13 protein-coding genes are annotated in these 14,977 nt (G+C 35.9%); all 13 read right to left on the minus strand.

Annotated features, from left to right (window positions below; all coding sequences use genetic code 11):
• Position 1 precedes the first annotated feature (1 nt).
• Positions 2 to 1,417, minus strand: coding sequence for a flippase (locus K1I53_RS07555; RefSeq protein WP_223328933.1), 1,416 nt, complete (start codon positions 1,415 to 1,417; stop codon positions 2 to 4).
• A 153-nt stretch (positions 1,418 to 1,570) separates the two neighbouring features.
• Positions 1,571 to 2,524: a glycosyltransferase family 2 protein gene (locus tag K1I53_RS07560; RefSeq protein WP_049536762.1), complete on the minus strand. Its 954-nt coding sequence runs from the start codon at positions 2,522 to 2,524 to the stop codon at positions 1,571 to 1,573.
• Between the two features lies 1 nt (position 2,525).
• Positions 2,526 to 3,530 carry a glycosyltransferase family 2 protein gene (locus K1I53_RS07565; protein WP_223328934.1) on the minus strand — a complete coding sequence of 335 codons (1,005 nt, stop codon included), beginning with the start codon at positions 3,528 to 3,530 and terminating at the stop codon, positions 2,526 to 2,528.
• Between the two features lie 8 nt (positions 3,531 to 3,538).
• Positions 3,539 to 4,627 (minus strand): glycosyltransferase family 4 protein, encoded by a 1,089-nt coding sequence (locus K1I53_RS07570; protein WP_223328935.1) that lies wholly within the window; start codon positions 4,625 to 4,627, stop codon positions 3,539 to 3,541.
• A gap of 15 nt (positions 4,628 to 4,642) precedes the next feature.
• Positions 4,643 to 5,443, minus strand: coding sequence for a LicD family protein (locus tag K1I53_RS07575; protein ID WP_223328936.1), 801 nt, complete (start codon positions 5,441 to 5,443; stop codon positions 4,643 to 4,645).
• Between the two features lie 136 nt (positions 5,444 to 5,579).
• A complete protein-coding gene (locus K1I53_RS07580; RefSeq protein WP_223328937.1) occupies positions 5,580 to 6,758 on the minus strand; it encodes a polymerase in 1,179 nt (392 codons plus the stop codon).
• A 19-nt stretch (positions 6,759 to 6,777) separates the two neighbouring features.
• Complete coding sequence (locus K1I53_RS07585) at positions 6,778 to 7,569, minus strand: DUF4422 domain-containing protein (RefSeq protein WP_131200408.1); 792 nt, start codon at positions 7,567 to 7,569, stop codon at positions 6,778 to 6,780.
• A 1-nt stretch (position 7,570) separates the two neighbouring features.
• Positions 7,571 to 8,938 carry a sugar transferase gene (locus K1I53_RS07590; protein WP_223328938.1) on the minus strand — a complete coding sequence of 456 codons (1,368 nt, stop codon included), beginning with the start codon at positions 8,936 to 8,938 and terminating at the stop codon, positions 7,571 to 7,573.
• A gap of 21 nt (positions 8,939 to 8,959) precedes the next feature.
• Complete coding sequence (locus K1I53_RS07595) at positions 8,960 to 9,643, minus strand: tyrosine-protein kinase (RefSeq protein ID WP_125453928.1); 684 nt, start codon at positions 9,641 to 9,643, stop codon at positions 8,960 to 8,962.
• A 9-nt stretch (positions 9,644 to 9,652) separates the two neighbouring features.
• Positions 9,653 to 10,345 (minus strand): capsular polysaccharide biosynthesis protein CpsC, encoded by a 693-nt coding sequence (cpsC, locus tag K1I53_RS07600; RefSeq protein WP_223328939.1) that lies wholly within the window; start codon positions 10,343 to 10,345, stop codon positions 9,653 to 9,655.
• A gap of 8 nt (positions 10,346 to 10,353) precedes the next feature.
• Positions 10,354 to 11,085 (minus strand): capsular polysaccharide biosynthesis protein Cps4B, encoded by a 732-nt coding sequence (gene cps4B, locus K1I53_RS07605; protein ID WP_223328940.1) that lies wholly within the window; start codon positions 11,083 to 11,085, stop codon positions 10,354 to 10,356.
• Position 11,086: 1 nt separating this feature from the next.
• Entirely contained in the window at positions 11,087 to 12,532 is a 1,446-nt protein-coding gene (gene cps4A, locus K1I53_RS07610) for a capsular polysaccharide--peptidoglycan transferase Cps4A (protein ID WP_223328941.1), read from the minus strand.
• Between the two features lie 188 nt (positions 12,533 to 12,720).
• Entirely contained in the window at positions 12,721 to 14,682 is a 1,962-nt protein-coding gene (locus tag K1I53_RS07615; protein WP_223328942.1) for a peptide ABC transporter substrate-binding protein, read from the minus strand.
• Between the last annotated feature and the right edge of the window lie 295 nt (positions 14,683 to 14,977).

The raw sequence follows: 14,977 nt of genomic DNA on the forward strand, positions 1-14,977 counted from the left end.
TCTAATTTTTCCTAATCATTTGTTTTAATTCTGTCACATCTACCACTTTCAGAGATAGAATCAAAAAAAGGTAAATGATTCCACCAAGCACCACAAACACTAAAACATTTATGACCGGTGAAAAATGTATGAATGTTTTTGAAGCCAGCAAAATGCCATACATGATAGCAGATCCGAGTACAATTTTCGTCATAGATCCAATAATGGGAACTTCTTTTAAGTATTTACGAGTAAAGAACAATTGAATTGCCCATACAAGTGCTTCTGTCAACACTGAGACAATCGCTGCCCCTATATAACCAAGCTTAGGGAGAAATAACAAATTCAAAGCAACACTGAGAATCGCAGGCACAGTTGTTGAAGCCATAAATTCCTTATTTTTATTGTGTGGAATCAAAATTTGAATTCCCATAATATTGGTCCAACCGATAAAGAACATGCGAAAAATCATAATAGAAATTGCATAGCGTGCATCTTGAAAGTCCTTCCCAAGGAAAAATTGAACAAAATCATCGTTGACAATCAACATTCCTGCTATGATTGGGAAAATCACCAAGTTATAGATTAAAAAAGACATCTCGTGCATCTTATTGACTGCCTTATAATCTCCTGTTGCTAATAAATTAGCAACTCGAGGTAACATAACACTCCCAAGCGATGTTACCAATGTTAATAAAATATTTACCAATTTAAGAGCCTGATCATAAATTCCTACATCTTTTGTAGAGGATAAAGCACCAAGCATCGTACGATCCAAAGTTACATAAAGCGAAATAGCAATCTGTGGTAAGAATAGCAAAATAATAGGCTTCAAATGATGTTTGGCGTACTCTAAATCAAAATGAGGTTTTCCAATAAATTCCCGAGCGGGTAGCCACATGCTTAGCTGCCCCAAGAGTTCAAATATGGTTAGCAAAAAGACATAGAGGTATAGGTCATTTGCATATTTGACAAAAAGGAAGATGGAAATCACTCCAACTAATTTTACTGTAATATTGCGAACAGTAATCTTTCGAAAATCCTCCAACCCTTGAAAGAGCCAGGATATATCTAATCCTTTAGAAACCAAAGCCAAGCCTAGAATGTAGGCTACTGGATTTTGCATAAAGGGAAGGGTTAGACAAAGAAGACCATACAAGGTTAGAGAAAGGACTGTTGCACCTAATTGCAGAGAGTAGATTCCCCAAAAGTTTTTTTCAATTTCCTTGCGATGCCCTGAAATTACCTTGGTCCCATAGTTGGCAACTCCTAGAGTCGCTAAGAGGATAAAATAAGTAACGATGGAGTTAAAATAACCATAAATTCCTAAATCATCCGAAGAAAAGACCCGTGTTACATAGGGAGTCGTAATAATCGGAAGTATAATCACCAACAATTGATAAGATAGATTGTAGGCATAGTTTTTAAGTACTTTCATTTCAAGTCGTCCTATTTAGAATCAATCAGCGAAAATAAAAACTTTGACCGATTAGACTTATAATGGGCAATTATTCTAAAAGTTTCTTTCATATTTCCTCTTTCCTACAATTTTTAAGACTTATTCCAAATTAAATTGAATCTATACACGATACTATCGTAGCAACAAATACAATTTAGTGCTAAAAATAAAAATAAGGTATTTAAGTTTTACTTTCGATGATAACTTACTATTTTTTAATAACTCACTCATTTTGACTCTCAATAACTCTTTATCTTTTGCAAAATCTTTTAAACCTGAGTCAGCTTTTGCACCAATTACTACAAAACCACCCAATATTTTTTTTGCTTGTAATGATTGTAGTAACTCTTCACATTGGTTATATTTTTTCCTAATGACTTCTTCGTTTCTTTCAACCGCATCAAAGAATTCATACCTTTTTTCAGTAAATGTTGAACGGACAATACTTCCCTCTCTTCGATAATAATTGTATGTTTCAAGTGGGCTGATTACAATTTTATCTGCAAGAGAAAGGTGTTCACTAACGACATAAAAATCTTCATAAATTTTACCAACTGGAAAAGGAACTGTCTCCAGGATACTTTTGTGGTAGAGTTTGGCACAAGCAGAAACTGTCGCGAATTTATCATCCAACATTGCTTCCAGAGCCTCTTCTTTTGTGATTGGAGCTAGACCTTTATAATCTGATTCTTGTAAGCGATAAGAAGTATAAGCATTATATTTAGACGCTGTCTTCACCTTAGTTGAAATCAAGTCTGCATGATGCTCCTCATGAATTTTCACGATTAACTCTAGAGTATATTCTTCAAGATAATCATCTGGATCTAAAAAGAAAATCCAATCTGAACTCGCTTTAGAAACTCCAAAGTTACGTGCATCAGATAAACCACCATTTTCTTTGTGAAAAACATGGATATTTTCATACCGATTTGCATAATCCTCGCATAACATAGGAGAATTGTCTGTTGAACCGTCATTTACAAGGATTACTTCGAAATTTTGATAGGTCTGCTTTATCAAACTTTCTATAGCAAAGTGCAAATAGTCTGCAACATTATAAACCGGAACAACAATGCTAATCAACATCTTAAACCTCTCTCTCTTTTTCTTTCTTCTTCGAGTATTTCTTCAAAATGGGATTGAAAATCACACCTAGTGCATAGTTGGTGTTATGGTTTAAATAAGATAATTTATCAAATTTTTTCGTAGGAATGTAGTTATATGAACTTTGCTGAATTTTACTGTATAGTTCAGTCAAGAGTGCCTTAGAGTCATCAACCATCCAAGACAAATCAACTTGCAAACTAATTAAATAGACCAATGTCTCAGAAACAACTCGATTCAAGACAACATCGCCCTCAATTTTTGAAAAATAGTCTAGCACAGAGTTTGTTACAGTTAGATGATGACGAACATTTCGCTTCATACTCTCAATATTCATACTCTGTTCAGGTCTTCCAATATAGTATTGATAAATATCGAAATTCCAGTAAACAAAACTATGGACATACTCTAAAGGAAATAGAGTGTACTGCATATCAACGTAAAAAGTTTTTTCACTCAATCGAATGTTATTCTTCGATAAGATAGATGTTTTATAAGCAACTGAATGCATTGGAATTCGAACATCAGGAATTCCCGTATATGTCTTACCAACTTCATATTTATCAATAAAATCATTTCGAACAGCAGTGTCATTATATACATGTTGTTCTGTAAAATCGGTAATAATCATATCTACATCAGTAGTTTCAAGAGCATCCAAAAACTTTTCAAATTCTGCCGGAATAATCCAATCATCTCCGTCAATAACTTTAAAAAATTTCCCTTTCGCTTCCTGAATACCACGATTGATAGTGGAACCATGTCCACCATTTTCTTTCGTTATTACTCGTCCATTCAGTAAAGAATCTTTTTCCAAAACTTCTTTTGCTACTTTTTCTGTATCATCTGTACTTCCATCATTCACAATCAAAACCTCAAATTTTTCTTTATGATTTGGGTTTACTTGCTGGAAGGATTCAATTCCTTTTAAAATGTAGTCCTGAATATTATAACTAGGCATTACAATTGTTAACAAACAATCTTTCATTTTATCTCCTAAATTTTCTCAATCAGTTCAATCCACTGGTTAAGAATCATATTTTTATCAAATTTATCCATATTGTCTTTGGCATGAGATGAAAAACGATTCCTAATTTCCTTGTCATTCATTAGCTCTAACAATCTCTTAGACATCTCATCTATATCATAACAATCTATTAGATAACCATTAATACCATTTTCGACAATCTCACTAGGCCCTGTCGGACAACTGAAACTAACAATAGGAAGATTGTATTGCTGAGCTTCTAACAATACCAAGGGTAAACCCTCGTAACGAGAAGTCATGACGTAAATCCCTTTATCCCCATATATTAGATCCTGATTTTTCTCTAGTCCTTTAATGAACAATTTATCCTGCAAATCGTTTTCATTGATTAGTTCCCGGATTTTGTCTACTTCATCTTGATTGCCAGAACCGTAGATTTCCCAGGTCCAGTCAGACTTCTTAGACAAAACCTTTTTGGCAACTTGAACAAGGTAATCATAGCCTTTTTGATTATCAAAACGACCAACTGTAACAAGTTTAGTCGACTCATTGTTATAAGTTACATTAGAAAGAAGATTTTCTTTCCAATTGTAAATATAAGCAATCTTATCCTCAGAAATACCGTATTTGCTTATATAATTTCTACGATCTTCTAGGGTGAGAGTAATAATCTTATCTGCAAGCTTTGTTCCAACATACCTTTGTACTCTCTGAGAAAATTCTCTATTATCAGTAATTGAATTGGTGTGATCACATAAAACTACTTTAGTAGGAATCCCTATTCCTGCTAAAGATAAAAATACATTGGCGGATATCCCTATCCCAAAGGCAACCTCTATCTCATTATCTATAAAATATTTTTTTAACATTTTTGAGATTTTGAGAATATTCTTAGACAAGCGTACTCTATGGTCAAAAAAATTGGAGTATTTTACCTGAGAATTAATTTTAAAGAAAAGGTTAGATTGCTTTGTTGTAATTCCAATCAAATGAACTTCACACTTTTTTGTGAGTTCATTTGCCAATGATATAGCAACTCGCTCACCACCGCCAGAATCGTCTAAAATCCATTTCACAATACATACTTTTTTTGCCAATTTTTAACCTACCTTTTACTCTTTATCTCTAGTTGATATAAGCTCGATATTATGTGCCACTCTATCTTCTACTGGAGGGAGTTCCATGAAATCGCCATAAATTTCCGTCAAATAACCTTTATAATCTGTAGGACATTTTATTATAACATCTTCAAAATTAAGAGAGTTAGGCTCCCCAAAGTACTCTTTAGGAACTATTTCTCTCTCCCTATATCTGCCTAGAACATTCCCAACGTAACGGGAAGTTTTTAAATCATATTTCTGAATAAGTTTATGCAGATTCTTTACTAAAGCATCTTTTGGAAGTAGCTTTTGGATTCTTAGCGTTTTAGATATTTTAACTATAAGATTCTCCATAGTTCCGCGATCTTTGTCTTCAAGATGATCCAAAACTGATATTTTACAAAGCATTCTTTGAAACAACACTCTAGAACTATGTAATTTAGCTGCAAAACTCCCCTTTTCTGGATAACCATCTAGAGGAAAAATATCAATAAAGACATTGCTTTCCAAATTTGCAAATTTAACAATCACATTTTTATCGACCAATTGAGTTATATCGAGATTTAGAGGATTATTGACTATCTTTAAATAGCTTGGTAATAAACGTGGAGCTACTTTTTTAAACTTTTCATAATCTTCCCTCGGCATGCCAATATCAATATCATCATCCCAAGGGATAAATCCTTTGTGACGTACTGCTCCAAGCAATGTTCCCCCTAGAGCATAGTAGGTCAAATTATTTTCTTCACAAATATTAATAAATTCTTTCAAGATAGACAGAATCTTGTTTTGAATAATTTTGATATCCGACATACTTTTCTCCTCTGTAAAAACGATACAATTCGATATATAATAGTACTCCTGTTCAGTATTCTCTTAAATCTGTAGCTGACTAATACTACTTAATTTCCCATTATATTATTTTTTCAAACGAATCATTCTCTAACATTTAATCTCTTTCGCTGGAAGATTGATAATCAGAATATATTAAACTTCCTATCAAAATCCAAAATATATTGTACTGAAGGTACAAATTCAAATCATCAATTATTGAATGGAAACTCATCAATATCAAAATAAAAGCAAGAACCCATTGACGTCTCTTAATAACTTTAAACAAAGTTAAGGTTAACAGTATAATCATCAATACTAGGATTAGCAAACCGTATTTTTGTAAAATTTGCATATACAAATTATCCACATATAGATACGTCTGATAAATTTTTACTCCCTCTGTAGTGAGACCATTCCCAGTCCATTCAACTTGTCGGCCAAACAAACCAAAGCCATATAGCTGCAGAGATTTATTCGTCAAATATATACGATTACCTAACATGTAGTTTAATTCATAAAGAAAATTATTAACAAAAACATTAGTTGAATTGAGATAAGTAAATGAAATCCAAAAACTCACTAGTGCATTTACAATAAAGGTAAATTTAAAAATACTAAACATACGTCCTAATTTAGAGAAAAGATCAGGAAACCACTTTATTAATAAATTGCAAATCAACAATATACAGGAACTATAAAATGTCAAACGAGAATCAGTCTGTTCATATACCCAATAAACAGATAAAGCTAGCAAGAACCACTGCCAATAATAGATTCTATTTTGCTTTAAATAAAATACAATAGCAACTACATTCATCAGCAGAGCCGACGGAAATAAAGCATATCTAAAACCCAAATAGTTACGGACTCTCCCAGAAATCTCTAAATAATTAGGTATAATTCCCAATTTAGCACTTATTATAACAAACAATAACAAGCATACACTTATCACTAAAGCAATTTTCGCTACATTTTTAAACGGAATATCACGTAAAGCATAAATAAACAATATACCTACTGCGATATTAGAATTGATAGTGCCCATTTCCCCTATAATAAAGTAAAGTAAAGTTGCAGCAAATAATCCAATGAGTGTTTTGTAATCATACTTTCTTTTAAATGTCTCTTTTGTAAACAAAAGAAAGAGTAAAGTAGCTACCACTATTTTATAGACTTCTTTAGGTAAATATTGAGCATAAAAAGTCACACTTAATATTGAAATAATTAAAAATATCCCTAACGCAACAAGAGCTAAAATTTCTGGCAAAGACTTTATTTTTACTGTTAATTTCATTCTTATTGTTCATCCCTATCTAAAAACTCTGACCATACTTCTTTCCAAAAAATTTTGCCATTAAGAAGGATTTCCCTTTTTCAAACAAATCCACCTTTTCCATATACATAAATGGAAGTTCTTTTGGCTTAATGTCCTTATGTTTCAACCACACATTAAATAATAATTCACTAACACGACCGAATAGTCTAGCTTCAAATGGTGTTAACTGGGATACATCTATTTGCTCGTACATCTTATCTAAAATAGGAAATAACCAAGAAAAATACTGATTTGCCGAATCTTTTTTCATGATAAACATATTGAACATGTAACCACTACGTTGCTTCATAACCTTATCGAAGGTCGTTAAATATTCTGGGCTTAACTCTTTAATGACATCACGAGCAATATCAAGATGACTTCCATCCAAAGTATGGGCATAGTGTGAATAGAGTGTTTCAATATAATATCGCCTCCTCTTAGGAACTAGAACATCATTTTTAGAAAGAAGATTATCTAAATCATCTCGAGATAAAACAACTTCATCCATGTTGATATGTTCCGAATAACCTCGTGATCTTTTTGTAAAATAACGACGATAGTGTACTAAACCTAGATAATCACAGTCTAAGTTCTTCCACGCCCAGTAAAGTCCTGTTAATTCACAATAATATGGATTTAAAGATGAAATATTATCACCAGTATTATCTCCAATAAAACCGATATCTGATTTCCCCTCTCTCCCAACATGTATTGGAAGATAGAGAGAATTATCTTGAGGCATTTTAACCTTCTTGTGTGTTGCCACAATGATTTTTACATCTATCAATCTATTTCGCTCCATCTCTCATAAATACAACTTTAACTGTCTTCAATAAAATTTCAATGTCTTTCCAAATTGTCCAATCATCTATATAGGCCACATCTAATTTGACAACTTCATCGAAATTCTTGATCTCACTTCGTCCACTGACTTGCCATAAGCCTGTTATTCCAGGTTTAAAACTTAGTCGACGTTTTTGTTCTGGGGTATAGTGTTCATACTCGTCCACTGTTGGTGGTCGTGTACCTACCAAACTCATATCTCCCTTTAGAACATTGTAAAATTGTGGCAGCTCGTCCAAGCTAGTCTTCCTTATAAAACGACCAATTTTCGTGATACGAGGATCATCGTCCACCTTAAACATTCCACCCTGCATGGTATTTTGTTCCATGAGTTCTCTTTTTTTGTCCTCGGCATCTACACACATAGAGCGAAACTTGTAAAAAGTAAAATGTCGTCCATTTTTTCCTATACGCGTCTGAGCAAAAATAGCAGAGCCCCCATCCTTTCGAATCAAAGGAACCAGTACAACACTGACTAGACCACATAGTATCAGCCCTACCAATGCACCCACGATATCAATAATCCGCTTAGCAATCACGTGGCTAGTCTTATAAAATGTTGTAGAAAAAGTCACAACGTTTAATCCTGCCATCTCACGAATTTGCTTGTTACGTGCCAAACTACGATCAAAAGCATTTAGATTGACTGTTACATCAATTCCCATCGTTTCAAACTGAGAGATAAGCTCTCCAATATTGTATTTTTCACTTGGAAGATTGATAAAGACTTCATCGACCACCTCATGAGTCGCAAAGTCTACTATCTCCTCCTCTGCTACTACCTTTAAAGAATTATGCTGAAAATCTGGTTTGTCTAAAACACTGACAGCTACCAACTCCCCAACAACCTCATTTGATTCTATTAATCTATCCAGTACCTTTTCGGCACGAGAAGTTGCTGTGAGCAAGAGGATCTTCTTACTTCCTTTAAAATTGGGGTAAGCTCGCTTCCAATACCACTTGATAAATAAGTTTAGCACATAGACTAAGAGAGCATGTAATGTGAGGAAGTAAATCATGCCTCGTCTAGAAATACTAAATCGATCTTCTAAGAAAAAATTAGAAATACTAATCGCTAGCGCAAAGAATAGGATATATTTCAATGTCTGGACAAGCTCAAGCAAATATCCCCTTTTAAAGAAATCTTGTCCATAATCACTGATATAAAAGACAAAATAATGGAGGATATAAAGTGCAATAGCTGTTGTTGAAACAATCTCCGTTTCTCTCACTGCACTAAGTAGATAAGTTAATAAAACAACAAGAAAACTCTGGATTATGGCCAATGAAGGCTTTACTACTTTTCCATTCATCTCTATCCCCCAAACTATTTTTTATTTTTTTCCGTAATCTCCATAATTTCCGTAAGAACCGTATTTATCTACTGAAGTATCGAATTTGTTCAACACAACTCCTAAAAACGGCTTCCCAGTTTGTTCCAACTGTTCTTTCGCTTTTTGAATATCCCGTCGATTTGTTTCACCTGCTGCTGTCACTAAAATAGAAGCATCACATTTTCGCGTAATGATAGCTGCATCAATCACGACACCGACAGGAGCAGTATCTACAATGATGTAGTCAAAATATTTACGCAAGGTTTCAAGCATTGTACTGAAATTCTTACTTTGAAGAAGTGCTGTCGGATTCGGTGACACAGAGCCAGCCTGAATCACAAAGAGATTTTCGATATTGGTATCACAAAGCCCTTGTGACAAGTCTGTGGTTCCTGATAAAAATTCTGTCAGACCTGTAATTTTATCCCTTGCTTTAAAGACACCTGACATAACAGAATTGCGAATATCTCCATCAATCAACAGCGTTTTGTAACCTGCACGCGCAAAAGCCCAAGCTATACTAGTGGAAGTCGTTGATTTTCCTTCACCTGGTTTCACAGAAGTGATAGAAAATACTTTCAAATCATCTCCACTTAACTGTAGGTTCGTGCACAAAGCATTATAATACTCCTCTGCCTTTTTTACAAGATCCAATTTTGCCTGTGAGATTTCTAACGTTGGCATAACTTCCTCCTATTTCATTTTATCCAAATCTGGAACGACTCCTAAAAGTGGAATTTGCAGTACATCTTCGACATCTTCAGGACGTTTCACACGGGTATCGAGCAACTCAATCAAAAGAACAGTAATTACTGTTACGACGGTTCCTCCAAGAAAACCAAACAAGGTGTTGCGTCGAACATTTGGAGAAGAGGGAGTCGTAGCTGGTCGCGCTTCTTCAAGTGTCGTTACATCAGATACTCGCGTTACAGCGATGATCTTTTCTGCAGCAACTTCTCGTAGAGAATTAGCGATGCGACTGGCTTCCTCTGGTTGTTTATCCTTGACAGAGATTGAGACGATACGAGTGTCAGCTGGTACAGTCACTTGAACTTTACTAGCTAACGTTTTTGCTGCCATATCCAATTTCAAATTTGTCGCTACCTTTTCCAATACATCCTGCGAAAGGATAATCTCACGGTAGTCTTTTACCAGATAAGATCCTGCCTGCAAGTCCTGATTTGTCAGTCCCGGCTTATCTCCTTGATTACGGTTGACTACGTAAATACGCGTGGTACTCGTATATTCTGGCTTAACAATAAAAGTGCTATATGCAAAAGCTCCCGCCCCTGTCACAAGTGCCACTAATAAAATGATTAACTTGCGTTTCCACAAGGTTTTTAATAATTGAAATACATCGATTTCTATCGTATTTTGTTCTTTCATCATTTCTCCTAAATTAGTTGATCCATTACAATTTTTCGAGGATTGTCTATAAAAAGTTCCTGAGCCTTCGCTTCTCCGTATTTTTGAGTAACAAGGTCATATGCTTCTGCCATATGAGGAGGTCTACCGTCTAGATTGTGCATATCACTTGCAATGACATGAACCAAATCCTGCTCTAAAAAATACTGAGCTCTTTTTTTCATGAATTTATAACGTTCTCCAAAAAGTTTTGGTTTGAGGATGTGTGAACTATTTACTTGCGTGTAACAGCCCATATCGATCAGTTCTCGAACGCGTTTTTCATTGTTTTCAAGAGCATCATAGCGCTCGATGTGGGCAATGACTGGAGTAATTCCCAACATCAAGATCTTGCTCAAGGCGCTATGAATATCGCGATAAGGGGTGTTCATACTAAACTCTATCAAGGCATAACGACTATCATTGAGGGTCGGAATCCGCTTTTTTTCCAGTTTATCCAAAACATCTGGTGTGTAGTAAATTTCCGCCCCATAAGCAATGACCAAGTCACTCGCAACTTCCTTAGCTATTTCCCGAACCTGAAGAAAATTTTCTGCTATCTTCTCTTCTGGAGTTTCAAACATGCCCTTGCGACGATGAGAGGTAGAGACAATGGTTCGCACCCCCTGCCTGTAGGCTTCTGTCAAGAGGGCCTTGCTTTCATCTCTTGACTTGGGGCCATCATCTACATCAAAGACAATGTGCGAATGAATATCAATCATTTCATCTGCCCTCCAACACGTCTTGAATAGCAGCTTTGACAGATGCAAGGCTACTGTCGTCAATTTCCATCATATAGAGGTTACTATCTGGCATCGCATAAGAAGGAAGATCCATCCGTCCCGTACCTTTCAAGTCTTGCGAATTCACTTTGTAAGTTCCACCACTTTCTAACTGAGCATTGACCAAGTTCATCATGGTCTCAAGCGGCATGTTTGTTTGGATAGAATCTTGCAAACTATCAATAATCGTACTATAATTTTTCAGTGCTTCGGTAGACGTTAATTTTTGAAGGATAGCCACAATCACCTTTTGTTGATTGCGCCCACGGTCACGGTCACCATCTGCTAGGGAGTAGCGCTCACGAACAAAACCAAGAGCCTGTTCTGAATCAAGATGAACATTGCCTACAGGGTAATGCTTTCCATTTGTATGGGCAGTAAATTCTTGATCATTATAAACATCTACCCCACCCAACAAATCAATCAATTTCAAAAACGAAGTGAAGTTCAATCGCACATAGTAATTGATATCCACTCCATAGAGATTTTCTAAGGTGTGGATGGATGAATCAACTCCATAAATGCCCGCATGGGTTAATTTATCTTTTTGATTATTTCCACCGTCTGCGATTGGTACATAAGCATCACGTGGCGTTGTGGTCAAGAGGATTTTCTTGGTATCTCGATTGACAGTCATCAGGATATTGACGTCTGAACGCGACACTGAACTAATCGGGCCATAGGTATCAATTCCACTCACATAGATATTGAAAGACTGATTCTTAGACGTCTTAGGAGCTTCTACTTTTTTAGTGAATCCCTTAGTATAAATCTTTTTTATCTTCGATGCATAATCTGGATATTCTGACTCGATGATATTTTCAAAGACACTATTTAGGACAATGGCCTTAGTCTCCCCTGCAATCAGACTCTTGTAAGCCGCCAAGTAAGACGAACTCTGGTCGACCGTCAAATCGGTATTCTGACTTGACTTGATATCAGCTAGTAGTTTTTGAATGTTTTCATTATCAGTCCCAGTGGGTGCTGTTACACTCGTCAGTTGCGTAACATTTCCAATCTCACTATCTGCTAAAACAGCAACACTGATCGAATATTCTGAGTAATTAGAAGTCGCATTTAAACGATTGGTCAGTCCAACAAACTGCTGTACTGCAAAGAGCGACACAGAGCTTACAAGGATAGAGAGCACCAACAGAAAAATAGTAAATTTTTCAGCTTTTTTATAGATAATCAAGAGCAGCCCTACTAAGGCAACTAGTAGAACTAGCGCAGTTGCCACTAGATTAAGATATCTAAAAGCAAGGATATGGTATTTAAAAATCAAAAACAATAAAAAGCCAGCCAACAATAGATAAATAGCTAACAAGGCTATGTTAACGCTTCGCTTTACTTTCCCCGAGCGAGATCTCTTTGAACGTTTCGTCATGACACTCCCCTATACTATAATAATTAAAGTAATTATATCACAAAAGTAGGACAAATTCCATTCATTCCCACAATTCTCAGCGTTTTCATTCCTTTTTTCTTAGCTATATTTTGAAGTGACCGTTTTCATTATTTAGGACCTTGAGCAAACAAAAACAAGATCTCTTGCAAGAGACCTTATTTAACTTTTTATTTGATATGATTTTCAAATTCTTTTTGGCTCTTTTCGATAGCCTTTTTACTTTCTTCTTCCCACTTAGCCTTGGCCTCGTCAAATTGTTTCTTGGTAACAGGGTCTTTTTGTAATCTCATGTACTTATAATTATTTCCGTCACCCTTGATTCCCACTAGAGAGTAGGCACGTGTAAACGGAGTTACTTTAGTTACAGAGGCTGTACCACCATTTGACATAGCAGACATGACTAGAGAATTGTCGATCATCCAAGCTTGAGCTTCAGCGTATTTTTCATAACGCTTAGCGACATCTTTGTTCTCAGCATCTGCTTCTTTCAGGAGTTGTGTATAGGTATCGAGTCCCAGACTCTTGATGAGTTCTTGATTTTCCTTGGCATCAAGACCAAAAATTTTGAGATAGAAGCCAGTTTCAGCGTTGAATGGGTCTAGATAAGTTGACGGATCTTGGTAATCACCAACCCAACCATCGAAGTTTAGGTCGTAGTCACGAGCTGCTGGATTGGGTGCTAGGAAGGCAACATTCCCAAAGTCATCCGTCGAAAGTTGTTGAACATCAACGACGACATTGTCAGAACCTAATACTGTTTCAAGGGTTTGTTTAAGCGAATTCATCCCAGAAACTGCATTTTTATTGGTTTGATCTACTGGGACGTCCAAATGAATTGGGAAAGTCACGCCTTGGGCTTCCAATTCCTTTTTAGCTTCCGCAAATTTTGCTTGGGCCTTTTCCTTGTTAAAGTAGGCATCTTGAGCATCTGCCAAATTGATACCTGACCACTCAGTTCCATAGTTCACAAGCTTAGAAGCTGTTACTTCTCCAAAGGTCTTATCTCCCACTTGAACAAAAGTTGGAGGAACAAGGGTATTACGAAGGGTTTTGCTCGCTGCTTCTTCACCATTTGATTGAGCAGAGTAGGCTGTTCGATCAATACCAAAGTTGATAGCCTGACGGAAATTTTTATTTAAGATAGCTGTTTGAGCTGATTTCTTTTGTTGGTCTGATGTTTTTGCAGTATGGTTATAGGCTTTACGGTTAACGTTAAAATTGAAGTACCAAGAAGTCTTGTCCTGCAAGCTATAAACGATATTGTCTTGGTATTTTTCTTTCGTCTTGGCATAGCTCGAGCTATTTGGATAGACTCCCGCAATCGAATAAGCACCACTTTCAAAGTTTCGAATCGTCATCTCCTGATCTGACCCATCAAAGTAGGCTAACTTAACTTTTTCAATGGTCACTTTATCATGGTCATAATAGTGTGGATTCTTCACATATTCGATCGAAGATTTTGATGTGAAATCTTTTAACAAATACGGACCATTATAAAGGATACTGTCTGGTGTCAAGGTACCAAAATCTTTATCCTTTGATTTCAAGAACTCTTCGTTGACTGGGAAGAGGATACTGTTGGTTGTCTTTGAATTCCAGTACGGCTCTGGTCGAGTCAAAGTGTACTCGACTGTGTAGTCATCCAAGGCTTTGACACCAACTGTTGTGAAGTCATTGGTCGCACCTGTCACATAGTCATTCAATCCCTTGATAGAATTTTGAATGAGATCCATGGCTTGCCCCTTGTTGTCCGCAGCATATTTGATCCCAGCGACAAAATCCTGAGCTTTGACTGAAGCATATTCCTCACCATCAGCCGTATACCACTTGGCATCTTTTCTGAGCTTGTAGGTATAGGTAAAACCATCTGCTGAAACAGACCAATCTTCAGCCAAAGCTGGCGTTAGATTCCCATAGCTGTCATTCTCTAACAAACCATCTACGAGATTGGTAATAACGGCAGTGTTATCCGCATAATAATCTAGAAGATAGTTAAAAGTTGTCGGATTCGCACTAAATGTTGATGAATAAGTGCTAGTATCTGTGTTGGACTGTCCACATGCAGAGAGCATAATCCCTGTCGCTAAGACAAGACCTGTCCCGATTAGTCTTTTTTTCATTTTGATCATCATCCACTCCTTTATGTCACTTTTTATAACATAAGCATATTCTATCAAATTCATCCCAAATTGTAAAGTTTATGTTTTTCCAGCAAATGATTAACCTACACTAGCATTGACAGCTCTAGAATAAAATTAGCCACTGAGTGTACAAAAATAAATAGACAACTAGTTTGGTTCTCGAGAATCTTTTTGGACTGATGGAAAATAAAATCCAAGACATACCCCCTTTTCAAACCTTCCTAAAAGATGAAATTAAGATTAGCAACATCTTCGATCGCCTAATTCTAAAGTAAAAACCGGA

It is taken from the genome of Streptococcus oralis (assembly GCF_019929365.1).
Taxonomy (GTDB): domain Bacteria; phylum Bacillota; class Bacilli; order Lactobacillales; family Streptococcaceae; genus Streptococcus; species Streptococcus oralis_BT.

Coding starts and splice junctions, on each gene's coding strand:
- K1I53_RS07555 (WP_223328933.1), bottom strand. CDS start 1,417: ATGAAAGTACTTAAAAACTATGCCTACAATCTATCTTATCAATTGTTG.
- K1I53_RS07560 (WP_049536762.1), bottom strand. CDS start 2,524: ATGTTGATTAGCATTGTTGTTCCGGTTTATAATGTTGCAGACTATTTG.
- K1I53_RS07565 (WP_223328934.1), bottom strand. CDS start 3,530: ATGAAAGATTGTTTGTTAACAATTGTAATGCCTAGTTATAATATTCAG.
- K1I53_RS07575 (WP_223328936.1), bottom strand. CDS start 5,443: ATGTCGGATATCAAAATTATTCAAAACAAGATTCTGTCTATCTTGAAA.
- K1I53_RS07580 (WP_223328937.1), bottom strand. CDS start 6,758: ATGAAATTAACAGTAAAAATAAAGTCTTTGCCAGAAATTTTAGCTCTT.
- K1I53_RS07590 (WP_223328938.1), bottom strand. CDS start 8,938: ATGAATGGAAAAGTAGTAAAGCCTTCATTGGCCATAATCCAGAGTTTT.
- K1I53_RS07595 (WP_125453928.1), bottom strand. CDS start 9,643: ATGCCAACGTTAGAAATCTCACAGGCAAAATTGGATCTTGTAAAAAAG.
- cpsC (WP_223328939.1), bottom strand. CDS start 10,345: ATGAAAGAACAAAATACGATAGAAATCGATGTATTTCAATTATTAAAA.
- cps4B (WP_223328940.1), bottom strand. CDS start 11,085: ATGATTGATATTCATTCGCACATTGTCTTTGATGTAGATGATGGCCCC.
- cps4A (WP_223328941.1), bottom strand. CDS start 12,532: ATGACGAAACGTTCAAAGAGATCTCGCTCGGGGAAAGTAAAGCGAAGC.
- K1I53_RS07615 (WP_223328942.1), bottom strand. CDS start 14,682: ATGATCAAAATGAAAAAAAGACTAATCGGGACAGGTCTTGTCTTAGCG.